General features: G+C 46.8%; 16 protein-coding genes and 1 tRNA gene. 12 read left to right on the forward strand and 5 right to left on the reverse strand.

Annotation, left to right across the window (positions count from 1 at the left end):
* Positions 1-9: 9 nt before the first annotated feature.
* The 4 genes from IE163_RS03295 (at position 10) to IE163_RS03310 (ending at position 5,334) form a co-directional block, all read left to right on the forward strand.
* Positions 10-1,317: an ABC transporter permease gene (locus IE163_RS03295; RefSeq protein ID WP_189430133.1), complete on the forward strand. Its 1,308-nt coding sequence runs from the start codon at positions 10-12 to the stop codon at positions 1,315-1,317.
* Between the two features lie 10 nt (positions 1,318-1,327).
* Positions 1,328-2,509 (forward strand): FtsX-like permease family protein, encoded by a 1,182-nt coding sequence (locus IE163_RS03300; RefSeq protein ID WP_189430135.1) that lies wholly within the window; start codon positions 1,328-1,330, stop codon positions 2,507-2,509.
* Between the two features lie 3 nt (positions 2,510-2,512).
* Positions 2,513-3,838, forward strand: a complete 1,326-nt coding sequence (locus IE163_RS03305) for a sigma-54-dependent transcriptional regulator (protein WP_189430137.1) — start codon at positions 2,513-2,515, stop codon at positions 3,836-3,838.
* Positions 3,839-3,909: 71 nt separating this feature from the next.
* Complete coding sequence (locus IE163_RS03310) at positions 3,910-5,334, forward strand: sensor histidine kinase (RefSeq protein WP_229833411.1); 1,425 nt, start codon at positions 3,910-3,912, stop codon at positions 5,332-5,334.
* A gap of 61 nt (positions 5,335-5,395) precedes the next feature.
* On the opposite strand, the gene IE163_RS03315 is transcribed toward IE163_RS03310, so the two are convergent.
* Positions 5,396-6,301 carry a LysR family transcriptional regulator gene (locus tag IE163_RS03315; protein WP_189430139.1) on the reverse strand — a complete coding sequence of 302 codons (906 nt, stop codon included), beginning with the start codon at positions 6,299-6,301 and terminating at the stop codon, positions 5,396-5,398.
* Between the two features lie 116 nt (positions 6,302-6,417).
* Here IE163_RS03315 and IE163_RS03320 point away from each other — a divergent pair, with 116 nt between their 5' ends.
* From IE163_RS03320 to IE163_RS03335, 4 genes are all read left to right on the forward strand, one after another.
* Positions 6,418-7,275, forward strand: a complete 858-nt coding sequence (locus IE163_RS03320; protein WP_189430141.1) for a pirin family protein — start codon at positions 6,418-6,420, stop codon at positions 7,273-7,275.
* A gap of 83 nt (positions 7,276-7,358) precedes the next feature.
* Entirely contained in the window at positions 7,359-7,985 is a 627-nt protein-coding gene (ycaC, locus tag IE163_RS03325; protein ID WP_189430143.1) for an isochorismate family cysteine hydrolase YcaC, read from the forward strand.
* Positions 7,986-8,040: 55 nt separating this feature from the next.
* The gene (locus tag IE163_RS03330; RefSeq protein ID WP_189430145.1) at positions 8,041-8,613 is read left to right on the forward strand and encodes an antibiotic biosynthesis monooxygenase; all 573 of its coding nucleotides are present in this window, start codon (positions 8,041-8,043) and stop codon (positions 8,611-8,613) included.
* Positions 8,614-8,842: 229 nt separating this feature from the next.
* Positions 8,843-8,929, forward strand: a tRNA-Leu gene (locus IE163_RS03335).
* 200 nt (positions 8,930-9,129) lie between these two features.
* Here the strand turns inward: IE163_RS03335 and IE163_RS03340 are convergent.
* The gene (locus tag IE163_RS03340) at positions 9,130-9,960 is read right to left on the reverse strand and encodes a hypothetical protein (RefSeq protein ID WP_189430147.1); all 831 of its coding nucleotides are present in this window, start codon (positions 9,958-9,960) and stop codon (positions 9,130-9,132) included.
* Between the two features lie 380 nt (positions 9,961-10,340).
* On the opposite strand from IE163_RS03340, the gene IE163_RS03345 reads away from it, so the two are divergent.
* The gene (locus tag IE163_RS03345; protein ID WP_229833412.1) at positions 10,341-12,293 is read left to right on the forward strand and encodes an alpha/beta hydrolase family protein; all 1,953 of its coding nucleotides are present in this window, start codon (positions 10,341-10,343) and stop codon (positions 12,291-12,293) included.
* A gap of 57 nt (positions 12,294-12,350) precedes the next feature.
* On the opposite strand, the gene IE163_RS03350 is transcribed toward IE163_RS03345, so the two are convergent.
* Positions 12,351-13,121, reverse strand: a complete 771-nt coding sequence (locus tag IE163_RS03350) for a substrate-binding periplasmic protein (RefSeq protein ID WP_268248611.1) — start codon at positions 13,119-13,121, stop codon at positions 12,351-12,353.
* 380 nt (positions 13,122-13,501) lie between these two features.
* On the opposite strand from IE163_RS03350, the gene IE163_RS03355 reads away from it, so the two are divergent.
* A complete protein-coding gene (locus tag IE163_RS03355) occupies positions 13,502-15,727 on the forward strand; it encodes a putative bifunctional diguanylate cyclase/phosphodiesterase (RefSeq protein ID WP_189430151.1) in 2,226 nt (741 codons plus the stop codon).
* A gap of 31 nt (positions 15,728-15,758) precedes the next feature.
* On the opposite strand, the gene IE163_RS03360 is transcribed toward IE163_RS03355, so the two are convergent.
* Positions 15,759-16,673: a pirin family protein gene (locus IE163_RS03360; RefSeq protein ID WP_189430153.1), complete on the reverse strand. Its 915-nt coding sequence runs from the start codon at positions 16,671-16,673 to the stop codon at positions 15,759-15,761.
* Positions 16,674-16,848: 175 nt separating this feature from the next.
* Here IE163_RS03360 and IE163_RS03365 point away from each other — a divergent pair, with 175 nt between their 5' ends.
* A complete protein-coding gene (locus IE163_RS03365; RefSeq protein ID WP_189430155.1) occupies positions 16,849-17,067 on the forward strand; it encodes a ParD-like family protein in 219 nt (72 codons plus the stop codon).
* On the forward strand, positions 17,048-17,848 hold the full coding sequence (gene map / locus IE163_RS03370; protein ID WP_189430157.1) for a type I methionyl aminopeptidase: 801 nt from the start codon (positions 17,048-17,050) through the stop codon (positions 17,846-17,848). Before IE163_RS03365 ends, map begins: the two co-directional genes overlap by 20 nt.
* Before the next feature lie 29 nt (positions 17,849-17,877).
* Here the strand turns inward: map and ccoG are convergent, their stop codons facing one another.
* A complete protein-coding gene (gene ccoG / locus IE163_RS03375; RefSeq protein ID WP_189430159.1) occupies positions 17,878-19,239 on the reverse strand; it encodes a cytochrome c oxidase accessory protein CcoG in 1,362 nt (453 codons plus the stop codon).
* Positions 19,240-19,349: the final 110 nt, after the last annotated feature.

Consider the following 19,349-nt stretch of genomic DNA (forward strand, 5'->3'; position numbering starts at 1 on the left):
GGAAAGACGATGCGTAATTTTAGCTATTATCTCAGATTGTCCTTGCACAATATTAAGCGGGCACCGCTGCCTTATGCGTTAACCCTGGTTATCTTAAGCATTGGCTTAGGAGTATTTTTTAGCAATGCCACCTTATATTACTGGATGAACCGCGATCCGCTGCCAGAGCAAAGCCATACGCTGTTTTTCCCACGCATCAATGCGGTGGAGCAGGCATGCGATAGCTGCTTAACGCCGCTTCGGGTGCTAAGTTATAAAGATGTGCAAAAACTCAGTAATTCGGCTATTCCCTCGGCACAAGCCGGTATGTTTCAAAGTGGTGGTTATGCACGATTACCCAATACCCAAAACGGTCCAACGCCGGTGAGTATTAGAGTTACACAGCGTGATTTCTTTGAATTGTTTAATGCGCCTTTCTTGCATGGCCAAACCTGGGCCGATAACGACGCTCGCATGGAGCTTATTCTGCATTACAACGCCGCGCTGAAGTTTTTTGGTCGTACCGATGTGTTAGGGCAGCAATTACTGTTAGATGGCGAGCTCTACACCATAGTGGGTGTGCTGGATAACTGGCAAATGTTGCCAAAGTTATACGACGTTAATAATGGTTTAGCCATTACCCCGGTAGAAGAGATCTATTTGCCCTGGGAAACGGCTTATAACTTAGGTATTAAATCCAATAGCACCACACAGAGCCGCGATTCCCGAAATTATAATGAAAACTTTGCGGTCAATGGTCGGGAAGGGGAATTCTATCAGGCGCAGTTTTGGGTAAAACTGGATACGCCAGCACAACAAGATGCTTATCGGCAATTTATGGATAACCTGGTGGCCAGCGAAAAAGAAGCCGGCCGTCATCCCCGGCCCAATGGTAATTTACTGCATAATATGCTGGATATTGCCGAGGCCTTTAATGAGCGCAATCGCCAGTTAGATGCTTTTGCCGTGGTATCGGTACTGTTTTTATTGGTCTGCTTGTTTAACGCCAGCCACTTATCGTTAAACCGCTATATGGCCAGCCAGTTTGAATTTAGTCTACGCCGTGCCTTGGGGGCCAGCCGTTTGCAGTTGCAAGGGCAATTACTCACTGATGTACTCGTTAATGGCGTGCTGGCCTTTGTCTTGGCACTGCTGTTTGCGGTGCTAATGTTATTGCTGATTAATCAATTGCTGCCTGCTACCTCTGCACTGAATAACTGGCAGCCAGGTTTAATCCTGCTGATGTTTGGTGTGGCCTTGTTGGCCAGTTATCTGGTTACCCTTTACCCTGCCTGGCGCGCCTCTTATAGCCCGCTAAACCAGCAATTAAAAGCCTAGGGAGGCGCAAATGAGTTTTACATTATTAATTAGATCGTTATTGCGCCGTAAAGTGATTACTGCATTGTTGCTAGTGCAGCTGGCATTAACGCTAGCCTTAATTGCCAATAGCGCGGTATTAGCTTGGCAAGCCCGGCAATTAGCCAATCAGCCAACAGGGTTAACCTTAAGTAATTTACTTAGGGTGCCGATGAAACCCACTTTACCTGAGCTGCGCAGCCAACCGGTGCTGGGGGACTTAATGGCGCGGCAATTAAGCGCTATCCGCGCTGTACCGGGTGTGGTATCCGCCAGTTGGATGAATCAAACACCACTATTATTTGGTGGCATGAATGGCAATATCTTTGTTATAGATAAACAAGATACCACTAATATTGGCATGGTGCCCTATCAGCTGGGGAGCGTTAGCATGCGTGAAACCCTAGATTTAACCTTGTTGCAAGGCCGTTGGTTAGAAGAAACCGATGTCGATACTGAGGTTATCGTCATTAGCGAACAGCTGGCTAAACAATTGTTTGCTGATGGCGATGTGCTGGGGCAGCACACCAGTGCTGGCAGGGTAATAGGGGTAGTTAGCGATATGCTAACGCAGCGTTATGCTGATCATCAAAATTACGCCATTTACTTGCCGTGGAATATGCCAAGTGCCGATTATGGTTATCAGTTGGTCGTAAAAACCGCGCCAGGCCAGCTTGATCGGGTACGCGAGCAATTACCTGCAGTATTAAAAGCCGTTGAGCTGGAGGTCGATATTGGTACCTTGCAAAGTTTTGCTGAGTTGCACCGGACCTTGTTTCGCAGCGAAACCGGCCTAGCGACCTTGCTCGCGGTACTTAGCGGTTTAATGCTGTTGGTGGCAATGATTTCTGCTTATAGTCATGCCTTGTTTCATGGGGTGCAGCAGCAAAAAGAAATTGGCATTAAAAGAGCGCTTGGGGCCAGTCGGCCGCGCATAATGCTAGAAGTATTAAGCGAAAGCTGGCTAACTACCCTAACCGGTGCCAGTGTGGGTATAGTATTGGCGCTAGCGTTACAGCAACAACTGGCAAAGGTGCTTAGTATGCCGGCATTACCCTGGTCTTTGTTGCTGGTAAGTTTACTGTTGTTGCTACTTTGTGTGAGTATCGCCACATGGTATCCTGCTCGCTTAGCTACCCGGGTTTCACCGGCAACCGCAACTAAGACGTTATAAACTATGCTAAAAATTCTGGTTATTGATGATAACCCGGCAATTTGTACTGCGCTGCAAACCTTATTTGGTTTACATGGCTATCGGGTGTTTTGCGCAGATTCGCCAGCCAGTGCGCTGGCCTTGCTAGCCAGCGCAGCGCCCGACTTAGTGCTACAAGATATGAATTTTGTTACCGGTGCCATTGATGGCGAGCAGGGAAAATCCTTGTTTTATCAAATTCGCCAGCACTATCCGGCGTTGCCCATTATTCTGATGACCTCCTGGACTCAGCTCAATATGGTGGTAGAGCTGATTAAAGCCGGCGCGGTCGATTATATTGCCAAGCCCTGGGATGATCAGCGTTTATTACTCACGGTAGCCAATGCGTTAAAGCTGGCGCAATTAGCCCAGCAGCAACAGCAACAATTACAGCAACAGCAGGCAGCTTTTGCCGGTAAAAATTTATGCGGCTTGGTGTTTGCCAGCAGCAAAATGCAGCAATTATTGCAGATGGCACTGCAATTGGCACCGGCGCAGGCGGCTGTGCTGATTAGTGGCCCGAACGGTGCTGGCAAAGAGGGCATTGCCAATGTGCTGCATGCTAATTCCCGCCGCAGCACTAAACCACTCATTAAAGTGAATATGGGCGCTTTACCGGCAGAGTTAATGGAAGCTGAGCTATTTGGTGCTGAAGCGGGCGCCTATAGCGGTTTAAGCAAAGCGCGCATTGGCCGCTTTGAAGCGGCTGATGGCGGCACCTTATTTTTAGATGAAATTGGTAATTTACCCTTAGCGGGGCAAATCAAATTACTGCGGGTATTGCAAAGCGGTGAGTTCGAGCGGCTCGGCTCTAGCCAAACCCGTAAAGTGGATGTACGGGTGATTAGCGCCACCAATGCCGATTTACCCAAAGCGATTAGCCAGGGGCAATTTCGACAAGATTTGTATTACCGGCTAAATGTAGTTGAGCTACGCTTGCCCGCGTTAAATGAGCGGATTGAGGATATACTGCCGTTAGCCCGGCACTTTTTGCAGCAGGCTAAGCCGTTAAGTGCCGATGCCGAGCAGGCGCTACTAGACTATACTTGGCCGGGGAATGTACGCGAGCTACAAAATGTCTGTCAGCGCGCCAGTTTATTGGCCAGTGGCAGTCAGATCACTGCGTTAGATTTGGCGTTACCGCAAAGCTTAACGTCGTCAAAACGGGCTTTGGATGATATCGATCAGGCCAGTTTAGAGGCTGCCTTAGCGCAGGCGGGCGGGATTGTCTCGCGTGCGGCGAAGCAACTGGGTATTAGCCGACAGGCGTTTTACCGTCGGCTGGAGTATTATGGTATTACTTTGCCCTAGCACCCTAACAGTAAGTTGCCCCGATGCAGTAGGGCTATTTCCAAAAAATAAGGACGCGTTAACAGCACCCTATGCCAAGTAAAAGCTCAAACCCGCAACAGCGCGCCACGTCAGGTCCGTTATTAAAGACGTTATTGCGTCACTGGCGTAAGCGCAGTGTGTTGTTTTGGCAGGCACCTATCCCGCGGGTATGGTTAAGCTTAGCTATTTTGGTGTTATTGCTGAGTTTAATGACACTGCTAACGGCCAACTGGTTTTGGCCCAGCGCAGCAACCGCTAATGCTACGCCAGTACTACTTGCGCTAAGTATGCTCTGGGTATTGCATCTGTTGATTGGCTTGCTCTTAACCTGGCAGTTACGCCCGCTACAGCGAGAAATTGCTGCGTTAAATTTACATGCGCAGAATTTGCAAGATGGCAGCTTCAATACCAGCGCCAACCAGCAACAAATTAGGGTTTTAGCCCCTCTGGCTGCGCAGTTACAGCAAATGACGGCTGAGCTTAGGCTACAACGCAGTAGTTTATATCAGCGGGAACTCTTGCTGGATACCTTAGTGCAGGCCAACCCCGGCGCCCTTATCCTCACCAATGCTGCTGGGCGAGTACTAATGACCAATCCACCCGCCCGGCAACTGCTTAATCACGGTAAAGATTTTAATGGCAGCGATCTACAGCGTTATACCCAAGCTTTACCCGAGCTGGCCGAGGCGATTCAGCATAACCAGGCCGGGCTGGTAAGGCTTGCCGGCAAGCAGGCGGCGGTTTGGCATTTAGCCATCAGTCAGTTTCAATTGCATAATCAGCAGCATCATTTGTATTTACTAAAACCCTTAAGTCGCGAACTGGCCCGCGAAGAACTCAATGCCTGGAAAACGCTGCTTAGGGTCATTAGCCATGAATTAAATAATACGCTGGCCCCGCTCTCGTCATTAGCTTACTCGGGGCAAGTATTAGCCGGGCGGCAGCAACAAGCTGAGTTATCTGCAATTTTTAATACCATCAGCGAACGTTGTCAGGCGCTTAACCAATTTTTACAAGACTATATTCGTTTTGCGAAATTGCCGGCACCGACGCTGGGGCCGGTAAATTGGCCGCAGCTGATTAATCAACTGCAAGATCAATACGAGTTTGAATTAGTCGGTGAGTTGCCAAAAAGAATTTGGCTCGCTGATCAAAGCCAGCTAAGTCAGTTGTTACTTAACCTATTAAAAAATGCCCATGAAACTGGCTGCTCACCTGAGCAGATAACGTTAAGCTTTAGCGAGAGCCCCAAATTACTACAACTTTACCTACAAGATCAGGGCGGCGGCATTGCCGCCGATATTATGCAGCAAGCATTACTGCCTTTTTACACCACCAAAGCCACGGGCTCCGGCATAGGTTTAACGCTGTGCCGTGATATTATTGAAGCGCATGGCGGCGACTTGCTACTGCAGAATGAGCAAGGTGGGTTACGGGTTACGTTGACACTGCCAACGAGACACAGCGGATTTTGAATCCGCTGTGTCTATCAGCGACAACATTAGTTATCAAACGCAGCGGTACCTTTTGAATTATTTAATCTTCTTTAAATATTTCATACCGTGTTACCAGATAATCAATAAAGTTGCGAACTGAGGGTAGCATCCCCCGACGTGTAGGAAATACGAGGTGGATAATTTCGCGCTTTACTTCCCATTCTGGCAGTAATCTAATGAGTTGGCCGCTCTCAATAAAACGCCCCACCATCAGCAGCGGCAGCTGCGCTACCCCAACACCCGCTAATACGGCGGCTTGTACAGCGACCATATCGGTAGTAATCAGCCTGGGTTGATAATAGATTTTTACCTCAGAACCTTGCTCAGAGGTTAGTAACCAAGCATGTTGTTCGTGTGGTGTCCCTCTGCTAATACTAGGCCATTTTGAGAGCGCGACAGGAGATATCGGCATCCCCAGCTTTTTAACTAAGTTCGGCGCGGCAACCAGGCACTGGCCGCGATCTGACAGCACTCTCATGGCAAGTTCGGAATCTTCAAGCGGAGGTGGCCGAACGCGAATGGCTAAATCCAAGCCTTCTCCCAATACGTCAACCCGACGGTTAGTCGCCTCAAGCTGAATATTAATTTGCGGGTATAACACCATAAAGTCAGCAAGCATGTCGCTAATATGAAAATGCAACAAGCCGATAGGGCAGCTTAATTTTATGGTGCCACAAGGTTCGGCTCTTAACTCATCAATGGCCTGTTGGGCGGCTTCTGCCTCAATTAACATGGCTTTGCAATGCTCGTAGTAGCGTTGCCCTACCTCAGTGATGGCAAAGTGCCGTGTTGAACGGGTTATTAATCTTACGCCCAAGCGGTTTTCTAAACTGGCCGTGCGGCGACTTAGCTTTGATTTAGGAATGCTTAAAGCGCGCTCGGCAGCAGCGAAGCCGCCAGCGTCTACTATTTTTACGAAATAGTATAAGTCATTTAGATCTTGCATAAATCTCTCCGGCAGCTGTTCTATAAATGGAACGGTGAAACCTATTTTAGCTCACTAGTCGCTATTTGCTTAATTATTTACAATTAATGCGTTCAATAATTCAGCAAGGTGGCGTTATGAAAAAAGTACTGGCGATACACAAGGCTCCAGCTGAGCACTGGGTAGGTAACGGCTTTCCGGTGCGTTCGATGTTCTCATATCAAACTCATGGTCAGGAGATAAGCCCTTTTTTGCTCTTGGATCACGCTGGCCCTGCCTACTTTGAAAAAACGGCACAGGCCCGTGGCGTTGGGCAGCATCCACATCGCGGTTTTGAAACCGTCACGATCGTCTATAACGGTGAAGTTGCGCACCGTGATTCTACCGGACAGGGTGGGGTGATTAAAGCGGGAGATGTGCAGTGGATGACGGCTGGCGCCGGGATAATTCATGATGAGTTTCACTCTGCAGCGTTTCGCGCATCCGGCGGCGTTTTAGAAATGGTGCAGTTATGGGTGAATTTGCCCGCTGAGCATAAATTGACAACGCCTGGTTATCAGGAAATCAAGAGTGAGCAAATCCCTGTTGTTGCTATGCCCGGTGGCGCAGGCCGTGTCAGAGTTATTGCTGGCAACTATGCAGACAAAGGCGGCGCTGCAGCAACCCATAGCCCAATGCAGGTGTGGGATATTGCTATGCATGGAGGTGCGGAGACTACGTTTACGTTACCTGAGGGCTGGAACGTAATGCTGTTACTGTTAGCCGGTGATCTTAAGGTAAACAACATTACGTTGCAGCAAAGTCAGCTGGCGATACTGGATAGTGAGGGCACTGCGGTAGTGCTGAAAGCTGGCTCAGATACCCGTTTGCTGCTGTTAAGCGGTGAACCCTTGCATGAGCCGATTGTTGGCTATGGCCCTTTTGTGATGAACACGCAAGCACAAATTCGGCAAGCGATAAGCGACTATCAAAACGGTAAATTTGGCCAAATCTGACCTTAGCTGTTACCAACCGGCTATTAAATTTAGCCGGTTAACTGAACGCAGGTTTACCTGCATAATATAAAGAGGAACTCGCTATGACTAAGCCCTATATTCGTCTGGATAAAGACAATGCCGCAGTGCTGTTGGTAGATCATCAAACCGGTTTACTCTCACTGGTTCGTGATATTGATCCGGATAAATTCAAAAACAACGTGTTAGCGCTGGCTGACTTGGCAAACTATTTTGGTTTACCCACGATTCTGACTACCAGCTTTGAGCAAGGGCCAAATGGCCCCCTGGTACCAGAATTAAAAGAGATGTTTCCGTCTGCGCCATATATTGCGCGTCCAGGGCAAATTAATGCCTGGGATAATGAAGACTTTGTTAATGCGGTAAAGGCTACGGGGAAAAAGCAGCTGATTATTGCCGGTGTAGTGACCGAAGTCTGTGTAGCCTTTCCGGCATTATCGGCGCTGGAGCAGGGGTATGAGGTTTTTATCGTCACCGATGCATCAGGCACCTTTAATCCAATGACGCGCGATGCGGCCTGGGATCGTATGAGTACGGCGGGTGCACAGTTGATGACTTGGTTTGGCACCGCCTGTGAGTTACATCGTGATTGGCGCAATGATGTCGAAGGCCTGGGCACCTTGTTCTCAAATCATATTCCTGACTATCGTAACCTTATCAACAGCTTTACCACGCTAACAGCCGGTAAATAAAATAAGCGCCCCTGCTGTTATTGTCAGCAGGGGCGCTTAAAGTTAGGAGAGGCTCATGACAGACGTTACGCAGGCGCTATCTGGAGTATCGGTCCTGATTAACCATCAGGTGAAACCTCAGGCTATGGCGGCATATGAAAGCTGGTTGACCGATATCATTCGGGCATCAGCTCAATTTGACGGTCAGCAGGGGGGTACCATTATTAAGCCCGGTAAAGGACAGCATCAGTATGAAATAGTCGTGCGTTTTGCCTCAGAAAATGCTGCCGAATCCTGGCTTAAATCCGACGTCCGGCATAATTTGATTACCCAAGTCGCACCTTCGCTAGCGCTACCTGAGAATGTAACAATATCTTCTGGCATTGATCACTGGTTTGAACCGTTAAACAGTGTTACCCCTCATCCGGTACGTTGGAAGCAATGGTTAGTGACCACTATAGTCATTTGTATTTTAACGATGTTAATCCCACCTGTGTTGCACCTTATATTCGATTGGTTACCATTGCTCGGTTACTGGGGGATCCGCCATTTTGTAAGTGCGGCGGTGATTGTAGGGCTGGTGATATATCTGGTGATGCCTCGATTGGTACCACTGATTGCAGGTTGGTTGTTTCAAAATCGTAACTAATATGGTTTTAAGCTTCTCTTACGTATTGTCGGTGTTGTGCCTGGTGTGACGTAATTATTATGCTTAAGTTTGCACTAACCATCGAGAAAGTAAGAGCTTGACAATAATCAGCTAAGTTGTTGCAAATTTAAGCACTCGCGCCTACGCAGCGACAAAAGCAGCATAAAGCACTTGCACAGTCTGCTATGCATCGTATAATGCAGGCGTTTACCTCATAATATCCCTCAGTGCCTGGGTGGCGAAATCGGTAGACGCAGCGGATTCAAAATCCGCCGGGGGAAACTCCGTGTCGGTTCGAGTCCGACCCTAGGCACCATATACTCCATGCTGATCACAGTATCCTATTTTTGGCTTGAGTCAGATAAAGGCTTAACTAAGTATTTAACCAATAATTTTGAAGTTCTATTAAATATTTCAAGCATTTTTGTTTTACATTCGCTATTTCAAATACATCTTTATCAGATGCTGTGAACGAAACTTTGTAAAGTGATAAATCTTCAGCTAATTGCAAACGCATTAAAGCATTTTATTCCACAAAGCTAACACTATCTGATTTGTCACTATAATCACTGTATGCATAATGCCCTCCGCTTGCATCGCCACCTCGACCATCAGTGTGATTGGATTGTCATCTGTCATAAGATAGTAATACAGCATGGTCGCGGGCATAAAAAGTACGAAGGCCAAGTTTAACTTATTGACGATCAACCCCCTGATACCGCTTTGCCGATACGCAGCTTTATAACCACCTGTGATCAATGTCAACGAAATTGACAATGGTCCCAAAAAGCCTCCAAATACCATCATGCTGAATGGGATAAGCAAAAAAAGGTAATCTCCTTTTAGCGGAGCTATATTCGGCACCCATTTATTCACCAAAATATTGTAAGCAATGTAAACTGATACTATTGCAGCGATGATGAAATGGAAGGTGTTAGTTGACCGGTAGTTTTTTTCAATAACCATTTTGGTAATTTCATCGCGGTAAAAATATGACGCGACTCCCATCGCACAAAATGGCAACAGTAGGATGTATGGCGAGGTAAGTAAATATTCGCATAGCTCTATAAAAATAAATCCAGATGCAATGATCGACACAATAGCAACAATTAGAATGATAAAAGTCGCAAGCCCGTCACTCTCGTTTGATTTGGAAACTCTCGGTACCACTGGGTCGTAAACTGTTGTGGTTACTTCATAAGTATTATTTGCATCTTCCAGGAAACCACGATAGAACGATCGTATTATTTTCAATAAAAAAATACTACACGCTATGGCCGCTCCCCCGATAAACGGAATGCAGTAAAACGGCATAAGTTGATTGTCTCTAATCTTTCCAAGTTTCATATTGAGTCCTTACCCAAGTCGGCTCGCAACAACGCACGCTTTTTAGTTGTGTTATAACATATAAGTTTTAGTGCTAGTATAATTATATTTATACATCAGTTGCTTATCCAAGCACACCAATTTCACAGTAAGCGCTGCAGCAGCCACACCTTGCAAATTAAAAAATATGATAATCCCCCCTGTTTGTTGGGAAGCTGCAGAAATTGTTGTGAGCTAGAGCAGTCTTTAGCCTGAAAATATTAAAACCTGAAATGGATAAACAAGACAATACCGGTGGCGCCGCGATATCGATGGCAGCGGTTGTTGAGATAGCAGATATTGCGCGTTAAAATGAGCATCGCTAAATTTGTATTAACTTAAAAGATACAGCGTGAAGGATTATGCGACTATTTACCTTTATCGGTCTAATGACCATCTTATGTTGCCATGTGGTTAAGGCAGCAACGCCCACTGCTATTCCTGAGTATGCTTCTACTGAAATACCCGTATCGGCGTTTGCCAGTGATGCAACAGCGGATCTGCTGGCCTTGTCTCCTGATGGCAGTAAAATTGCGATGTTGCAAACCTATAGTAAGGATGACGAGCAGCTTGTGCTGGTTAACTTAGTGAATTTAGCCACTGAGCAAAATAAATTCTTGGTTAAGGCAAACCGCCAGGAGTTAAGAATTTATGCCTTACTTTGGGCGAATAATACGCAGCTTTTAATGAAAGCCACTTATGCATCAAATCGGGGAGGTGTCCCCGTTTCGGAAAGTCGTTTGATGGTTATTGATGTTGAAACGGGCGAGCATCGTAATGTCATCAGTAATCGTTTGCAGCGTAAAATGCAGCGTATACCGCAATTTCAATCCAATATTATAGCGCTGATGCCTGAAGATGAGCAGCATTTACTACTGGCATTAGATGGTTTGTATGATGATTCCGGTGTCAGTGCTGTTAAAATTAATCTTAGTACTGAGCGCTTTTCGGTAATAGCCTCGGGACGAAAAAACCTTATAGATTGGCTTGCTGATCGTCAGCACCAACCTCGCATTGCTATTTTTCGTGATGGGGCAGAATATTGGATTTCGGAGCGGTTAACAGGCAATAAGTTTCGTGAACTCTGGCGCTTTGAAGCCTTTTCCGAGCAGCAAATTTGGCCGCTAGGTTTTGACCACGAGCCCAATATTTTGTATGTCTCGGCCTACCATGATGGACGCTTGGCGATATTCAAAGTTGATCTTTCTGATGCCGCTTTACCGCTAACGTTAATGAAAGCCAATGAGCAATATGATCTGCCTGAAACCATAACGTACTCTTGGCAAGATAAAGAAGTGATTGAACTGGGTAATGTATACGTTAGTGAGAAACACCGGGTATTTCAGCAATCGCTTGATAGGGCCTTGCCCGACACACATAACCGTATTGTCAGCCAGAGCTATGATGAAAATCGCTATATAGTGCTGGCGAGCAGTGAAACGGATGCGGGTAGTTACTTATTGGGGGATAAAACCACTAAGAGTTTGGAATACTTATTACCGAAGTATGAACAATTGCCACCAGAGCAGATGGTGGCTAAAACGAAGATCCGCTACAAAGCCCGAGATGGCTTAACCATAGAGGGTTTTTTAAGTACACCGAAAGCGCAGCCAGCTGGGCCTATTCCGAGTATTATCTTCCCTCATGGCGGCCCTATTTCATTTGATAATGAAGATTTTGATTATTGGACTCAGTTTTTTGTTAATCGCGGGTATGCAGTATTACAAATGAATTTTAGAGGCTCAGCCGGTTATGGCTTTGACTTTATGCAATTGGGACTGCGGGGTTGGGGCTTGCAAATGCAAGATGATGTGGAAGACGGCACTCAGTGGCTTGTTGAACAGGGAATTGCAGATGCAAACCGGATTTGTATCGTAGGTGCCAGCTATGGAGGTTATGCAGCCTTGATGGGCATTGTTCGCTCGCCAGCACGCTATAAGTGTGCGATTAGTTTTGCTGGCGTGACCGACGTAGAGGCCTTAGTGCGAGGTAGCCGTCATTTTACTAATTATGAAATTGTAAAAAAACAAATAGGTGATGATTACCGGGCTTTGCGCCAGCGTTCACCGTTAACGCATGCTAAAGCCATCACTATTCCAGTATTGTTGTTACACGGCGACCATGATAGGTCGGTGCCAGTGCAGCAGAGTCGGAGTATGTTTAAAGCCCTACAGGAACATAATCAACAAGCGCAGTATATCGAGTTAGAAAAGGGCGATCATTATCTAAGTACGCATAACCATAGGTTAATAGCTTTTACTGCGATAGAGCAATTTTTAAAACAGCATTTATCCACACAGAATAAAGATCAATAAAAACAATAATTTGCACAGTAAGCTGGGCGTTAAAGAGAGTAAACTGAACTGCGAACGCTAATTATCTGAGCGAGGTAGAGCTTGGGTTGGTTTATAGCGCTGCAAAATTTTTGCAATGCTGCCATCTTCGGTCATTTGCTGCAAAATTTGCTGTATTTGTTGTGCTAGCTCCGGTTGATGCGGATTTAACGCACAATAAATGGTATCCGGTTGTGTCCATAGTGTATCCGCTGCTAATCCCTCGCTATCATGTTTTTGCTGATAATACTGAAAAGCTAAGTCTACGGTAAGTGCCGCATCAAGCCGTTGTTTCTCTAAACGACCTAAGTTGCTTTCCAAAGAAATCGCATCATCCCGGATCAGTAAGCCTTGCGAAAACATCATATCGAATTCCGGGTAGCTAAAACCCCGATCCGTGCCGATGCGTTTACCCAGTAAATCAGTCATTTTTTGTATTGCCGGGCTGCTACTGCGCCTGACGATGACTTGCCTCGTACTAAAAAGCGCCAAACTCCATAATAATTGCTCGGCTTGCTCAACCCAAGCTGGATTTAAAAAGCACGCGATATCAGCATCATCTCGCAGCAACCATTGCTCAACCCGGCCGCGCGGTATTGGTAAATACTGCAGCACAAGCTGGTCGCGACTCACTAAAACTTCCAGAATATCTTTGCTTATGCCTCCGGCAAGCACATTGTTGTTATCGAACATTGCAAATGGCGGCGCATTGGAGTCGCTCACTATAGCCCGAATTACCCTAGCTTCCGCAATGGCAGCTTGAGACGTAGACAAGAAAAAAAACAGGAGTATAAAGCCGCGCACCGACACCTCAGATGAATTCCGCTGCAGTTCTTACCTTAGCAGCTGGCGCTTAAAAAACAAGCAGATTAGTCAGCTTATTTCGAATTAACTAAAACAGTAATCTGTAAAGTTGGGTTGGCACTTCTTATGCAATGCCTGACTTAGTCGCTTCACTAAATTAGCAGTGCGTAAAGGTAGTGACCTTTATTCAATCATCGGCTTTATATTAGTTAAGAATGGCGACTTTAACCTCTTGTCTTTTGATACAGTTAGGTTCCTTATACGTAGTAATTTGCTGTGAAGTAACAAACTCAGGTATGCTGCAAATTACCAGCATATTGTTGTTACTTTTGGATAGCGTTTGGATAGTGCATTTTCAACGTGGCTAACGTGAGCAGAGGTACCACTTGCAGCAATGGCTTAATCAATTAACCGATTTCAATATGCGGCTAACGCTGGCTGTCGTCATTTTTATTGTCTTTCTTTTTAGTTTTTTTGTTTACGTTGAAGCCGAACGTGCCATCGATAAAGCCCATAATATGCGCTTACAATCCTTCTTATTAGCTGATGAGTTACGACAATCCTCTGACGATTTAACTCGCATGGTGCGGACATACGCCGTTACAGGCGAAGAACGCTATCGGCAGCATTTTGATGAAATCTTTGCGATAAGAAATGGTCAGTCTCCGAGACCTGAAAACTATCACTTCATTTATTGGGATTTGGTTGATGCTGCTAACCAGCGGCCCAGGCCTTTTGCTGAACCTGAAGCCTTGCTTGATCGCATGCGCAGAGTTGGCTTCACGGAAGTTGAGCTTTCCCAATTGGTCTCAGCAAAGCAAGCTTCGGACAATTTAGCTGCGATAGAGCAGCAGGCCATGCAATGGGTGGCCAGTGGCGAACTCTTACTACGCGATCAGGCGCTAACCATGTTACATGATGAGGCTTATCACCAGGCGAAAGCAGGTATTATGCAACCTATTGATCAGTTGTATAGCATGATGAGTGTTCGGACCTATAAGGCCGTGAGTCAGGCGGAGCGACAAGCATGGCGCTTACGTTGGGTATTTATCGCGCTTGGGTTAATGCTGGCATTGTTCTTATGGCATCTAAAACGACGCGAGTTAGCTATTTTAGGCGCGCCGGTTACTGAGTTATATCAGCGTATTATCGCGCTAGGACACGGTGATTTCAGCACAAAAATAGAGGTCCCAAAGGGAAGAGAAAATACTGTCTTAGGGTGGCTAGCTGAAACCCGCCGTCGGCTCTATCACTTAGATCATACCAGGCAGTTGGCCCAGCACCGGTTAGAGCATATTGCCCACTACGATTTACTCACTGGTTTACCCAATCGTATTTTGTTAGCGGAGCTGCTTCAGCAGCGGGTGCAAGCTGCAAAACAAGATGTCACGCTATTAGTCGTGGCGTTTGTTGATTTGGATGGATTTAAAGTAGTTAATGATCGTTATGGCCATGAGTTCGGCGACGAGGTATTGAAGTCACTAAGTAGACGTTTATCTAGCCTGATAGGAGATCAGAATATTTTAGCAAGGATAAGTGGTGATGAATTTGTATTTCTTATTAGTACTGTCACAGAGCGATCAGAATGCCAACCCCTGCTACAGCAAGCACTCAGTGCTTTAGCAAGTCCGGTTAATATTTCAGGCACTTATGTGCATTTATCCGCGAGTATAGGGGTCAGCTTTTATCCCCAAACACAGGATATTGCTCCAGAGCAATTACTGCGCCAAGCTGACCAAGCAATGTACGCAGCTAAACAGGCCGGCAAAAATCGGCTTTGTCTGTTTGATGCTGAGGCAGATCAACATGCGCGTGGGGTGCTAAAGAGTGTTGATGATATTCGTTCAGGGCTTGCTCGGGACGAGTTCGTGTTGTTCTATCAACCTAAAGTTAATTTAAAAACGGGTGAATGTATTGGGGTTGAAGCCTTGATCCGTTGGCAGCATCCGGAAAAAGGTTTGTTGGCACCAGGCCTGTTTTTACCTTTGATAGAGCAACATGAATTAGGGGTGCAATTAGGACAGTGGGTAATCGCAGAGGCATTCAGACAATATATGTTGTGGCAACAGCATGATATTCAGATGGCGATATCAGTTAATATCGCTGCTAACCACCTGCAACAGGCTAATTTTGCTGAACAACTTAAACAGATATGTCACCAGTTCCCAGCTGTTCCGCCAAGTATGTTGGAGCTGGAAATCGTAGAAACCAGTGCCCTGCAAGACATTGATTATATTTTAGGCACTATGAAATCCTGTGCTGCCTTGGGGGTAACTTTTTCTCTGGACGATTTTGGCACCGGTTACTCGTCGTTGTCCTATCTGAAACGCTTGCCGATTAGTACCTTAAAGCTAGATCAGAGCTTTGTACGCGATATCCTCACAGATATTGATGATTTAGCCATTTTACAAGGTGTTAGCGGGCTGGCTGAAGCCTTTAAACTTGCGACCATTGCCGAGGGCGTCGAAACGGATGCACATATCAAAAAACTGCTGGAAATTGGCTATTATTTTGGTCAAGGCTACGGCATCGCCAGGCCTATGCCTGCTGAGCAATTTCCTATTTGGTTAACCAATAGAACCATAGCCAAAGCGGGCCTTCTGGATTACTAAGCTATCTCTCTTGCTGATAGTATTTGGCTTATTAATCAGGCAATGGAATAAACTCCTCTTCATCACCTGGCACTTTTGGAAAACGTCCTGCCCGCCAATCCTCTTTGGCTTGCTCTATGCGTGCTTTGCTGCTGGAAACAAAGTTCCAGTCGATATAGCGCTGACCAATAGTTTCACCGCCCACTAAGGCGATACGGGTATCGGTTTTAGCCAGGATGCAGACACCTTCAGCAGGGCGCAGCACCACTAATTGATGCGCGCTGACCTGCGTATCCTGCAGGCTTATTTCGCCTTTGGCAACGTAAAGGCCACGTTCGGCAGCATTGGGTAAGATCAGTTGTTGACCAGCTTTTAAATCCGCTTCGATATACAAGGTTTCAAAAAAGGTTTTTACCGGTGAGCTTACCCCATAAGCCTGGCCAATCAGTACCCGTACTGGCACATCGGCAATTTCCAAGGCAGGGATGCTGGCCGAGGGATAGTGATAGAATGCCGGCTCAGTTTCTTCGTCCGCTTCCGGTAAGGCTAACCACAATTGCAAACCATGGAGGCTGTGTGGCACGCTATTGATCTCGGGTCTTTCGCGTTCAGAGTGCACTATGCCTTTCCCGGCTACCATCAGGTTGATATCACCCGGACGAATGGCCTGATCACTGCCAAGGGAATCACGATGCAGAATTTCGCCGGTAAATAAATAAGTAACCGTAGCCAGGTTGATATGCGGATGCGGCCTGACATTAACGCCCTCACCCGCAGGAAAATGTGCCAGGCCCATCTCATCGAAGAAAATCCAGGGGCCAATGCTGCGACGCTCGCGCACAGGCAAGCAGCGACGTACCGAGAAGCCGCCAAGATCTTTGGCTCGGGGTTCAATAATCAGTTCAATAGCGTCACAGCCTGTGGTGATTGTGCAATCAGCATCTGTATCGGTTGTGTTAGTGCTCATGCTAATGCCTCTCTTTTTGCTATTAGAACATCCAGAGTAGGCGACCAGCAGCAGAAGTACAAGCGCTAAGCTCTGAATACAAAGCCAAAGATCCGCAGATGGTATTTTAAAACTTGCTGGGAATATATGTTTTATATATGATTCGTATATTGCTAACCAAGTCTGGTAAGAACCAATGGGTATTGTAAAAATTGATGAAGCACTGCACGAGGAAGTGCGCAAAGCGAGCTCCGCTATGTCGCGCTCTATTAACGCTCAGGCCGAGTTTTGGCTAAAACTGGGCATGTTAGCGGAGCTCTATCCCACACTTAGTTATCAGCAGTTGCATTTAAAGTTACTGCGTCAGGTCGATTTTAAACTGGCGGAGGTCGCGCATGAGCAGGGTGCCGCTTAAAGGCAGTGCGGAGTTGGCTTTACAGCGCCAGGCTGGGCAATTATTAGCTCAGGTATTTGCCTATTTAGATAAGCAGATTGAAAGCGGTATCTCGACCATGCAAATCAATGATTTAGTCGAGCGCTATGTTGTAGATGAGCTACAGGCGCGCCCGGCCAGCAAAGGACAGTATGGTTTTGCTTATGTGCTGAATAGCTCAGTGAATGACGTGGTCTGTCATGGCGTACCCTCGACAACACAGTTACTGCGCGATGGCGATATCGTCAATATCGATATCACCTTGGAAAAACACGGCTTTATTGCTGACTCTAGCAAAATGTATGCAATAGGTGCCATCAGCCCTGCAGCGAAACAATTAATGAACGTTTGTTATCAAGCTTTATGGCAAGGGATCCAAACGGTTAAACCTGGCGCCAGGCTGGGCGATATTGGCGCAGCCATTCAGCAGTGTGCCGAGCAACACGGTTATACGGTAGTGCGGGAGTTTTGCGGGCACGGTATAGGTACCGAAATGCATGAAGAGCCGCAGGTGCTGCATTATGGTAAGGCGGGTACGGGCTTACTGCTACAACCGGGTATGGTATTTACGATAGAGCCGATGCTTAATCAGGGCACGGCCAAAGTCAAAACCAAAAAAGATGGCTGGACTGTGGTGACCCGCGATAAAAAGCTGTCGGCGCAGTGGGAGCACACGGTTGCCGTAACTGCTACCGGCGTTGAGGTGTTAACACTGCGACCAGAGGAACCCTTTTGGCCGCAGTATGCTGCTGTCTCAGTTTAAAAGTAAGCGGGCGCTTACTTTTATTTGGTTTAGCGCGGATAATAAAACCGGCTGCTGGCATTAACGGTTTCGCCACTGACGATATCGGTAAGCTGTAAGGTAAAGGGGCTATAAGCCCCAGTGGCCGCGTCGGCTACCGCAATACTGATAATATGTTGCCGTTGCTCGGCCGGGTTTAGGCTAATCAGGTTGCTACCAATCAGTTGCGGTGTGCTAAGCCCGTTTATGTGCAGCTGATACTGCCTGGCTTGTTGCTGCTTATTACTGATATGCAGGGTAAAAGTATTTTCGGTTATCCCCTCGCTGGTGACGCGAAACAGCGCTTGCCGATCACGGCTGATACTGAGCTCAGTGTTTTGCCATTGATAGCCCCAGCCAACAATGGCCAGTAGGGTTAACGCTAAAGCGCTGCTATAGCCCAGGTGACGGCGCCACGGCGATTGCTCAGCGGGCTCGCCCTGATAACGGATCAGCCCAGTGGGGTAATTAAAATGCCGCATTGTTTGATCACAAGCATCAATACAGAGACCGCAATTAATACATTCGTATTGTAAGCCCTGCCGGATATCAATACCCACCGGACACACCTGTACGCATAATTCACAATCGACACAGTCGCCCAGTCCTGCTGCTTTGGCTTGCTGGCGTTTACGGGCGCCACGCTGTTCGCCCCGTGCGGCATCATAAGTGACCAGCTTAGTGGCAGTTTCAAACATAGCCGATTGAAAACGGGCATAAGGGCACATATGCAGGCACATTTTTTCGCGAATTAGCCCGGCGTTAATATAAGTGCAGGCGGTAAAAAACCAGACCCAGCCATACACTGTCGCCGAGCTGTTGAGGCTAAAAAAATCGCTGTAAAGACTGCGGACAGGCACAAAATAAGCGATAAACACCAGGGCGCTAAATAGTGATACCAGTAACCAGCTACTGTGCTTCAGCACCTTTTTCGTTATTTTTACAGCGTGCCAGGGGGCTTTGTCTAGCGCCTTACTCTGGCTATGGCTACCTTCAATCCGCCGCTCCAGCCAAACAAAGAGTAAGGTCCAAACAGTTTGCGGGCAGGTATAGCCGCACCAAACCCGGCCGTAGAGTTTCGTTAGGTAAAATAAGGCGAAGGCCGCCAGAGTAAATAACAGGGCAATAATGAGGAGATCCTGTGGTACTAAAACCTGACCAAAGATAAAGAAGCGCTGCTGTGCTACATCCAGCTGTATTGCCTGCATGCCCTGATAGTTAAGCCAAGGCAATAATACAAATAGCAGCATTAACACTGTGCCTAAGCTGCGTCGGATCCGCTGAAAGTAGCCTTGTTGCTCACGGATATAAATTTTCCCGCTACTGTCTTTGGTGCTGAAAATAATCTGTTCGGGGGCTGGACGTTGCTGCATTGTCGGGACCTTTAGTCTGGTCTGGCTCAAATTGCCGCCAGTGTAGCCACCCCATAAAAATCAATACAGATACAATAAATTAAATTAGAATAGATACAGATTTGCCGTTT

This window comes from Alishewanella longhuensis, from assembly GCF_014653435.1.
In the GTDB taxonomy this organism is placed as follows: Bacteria; Pseudomonadota; Gammaproteobacteria; order Enterobacterales; family Alteromonadaceae; genus Alishewanella; species Alishewanella longhuensis.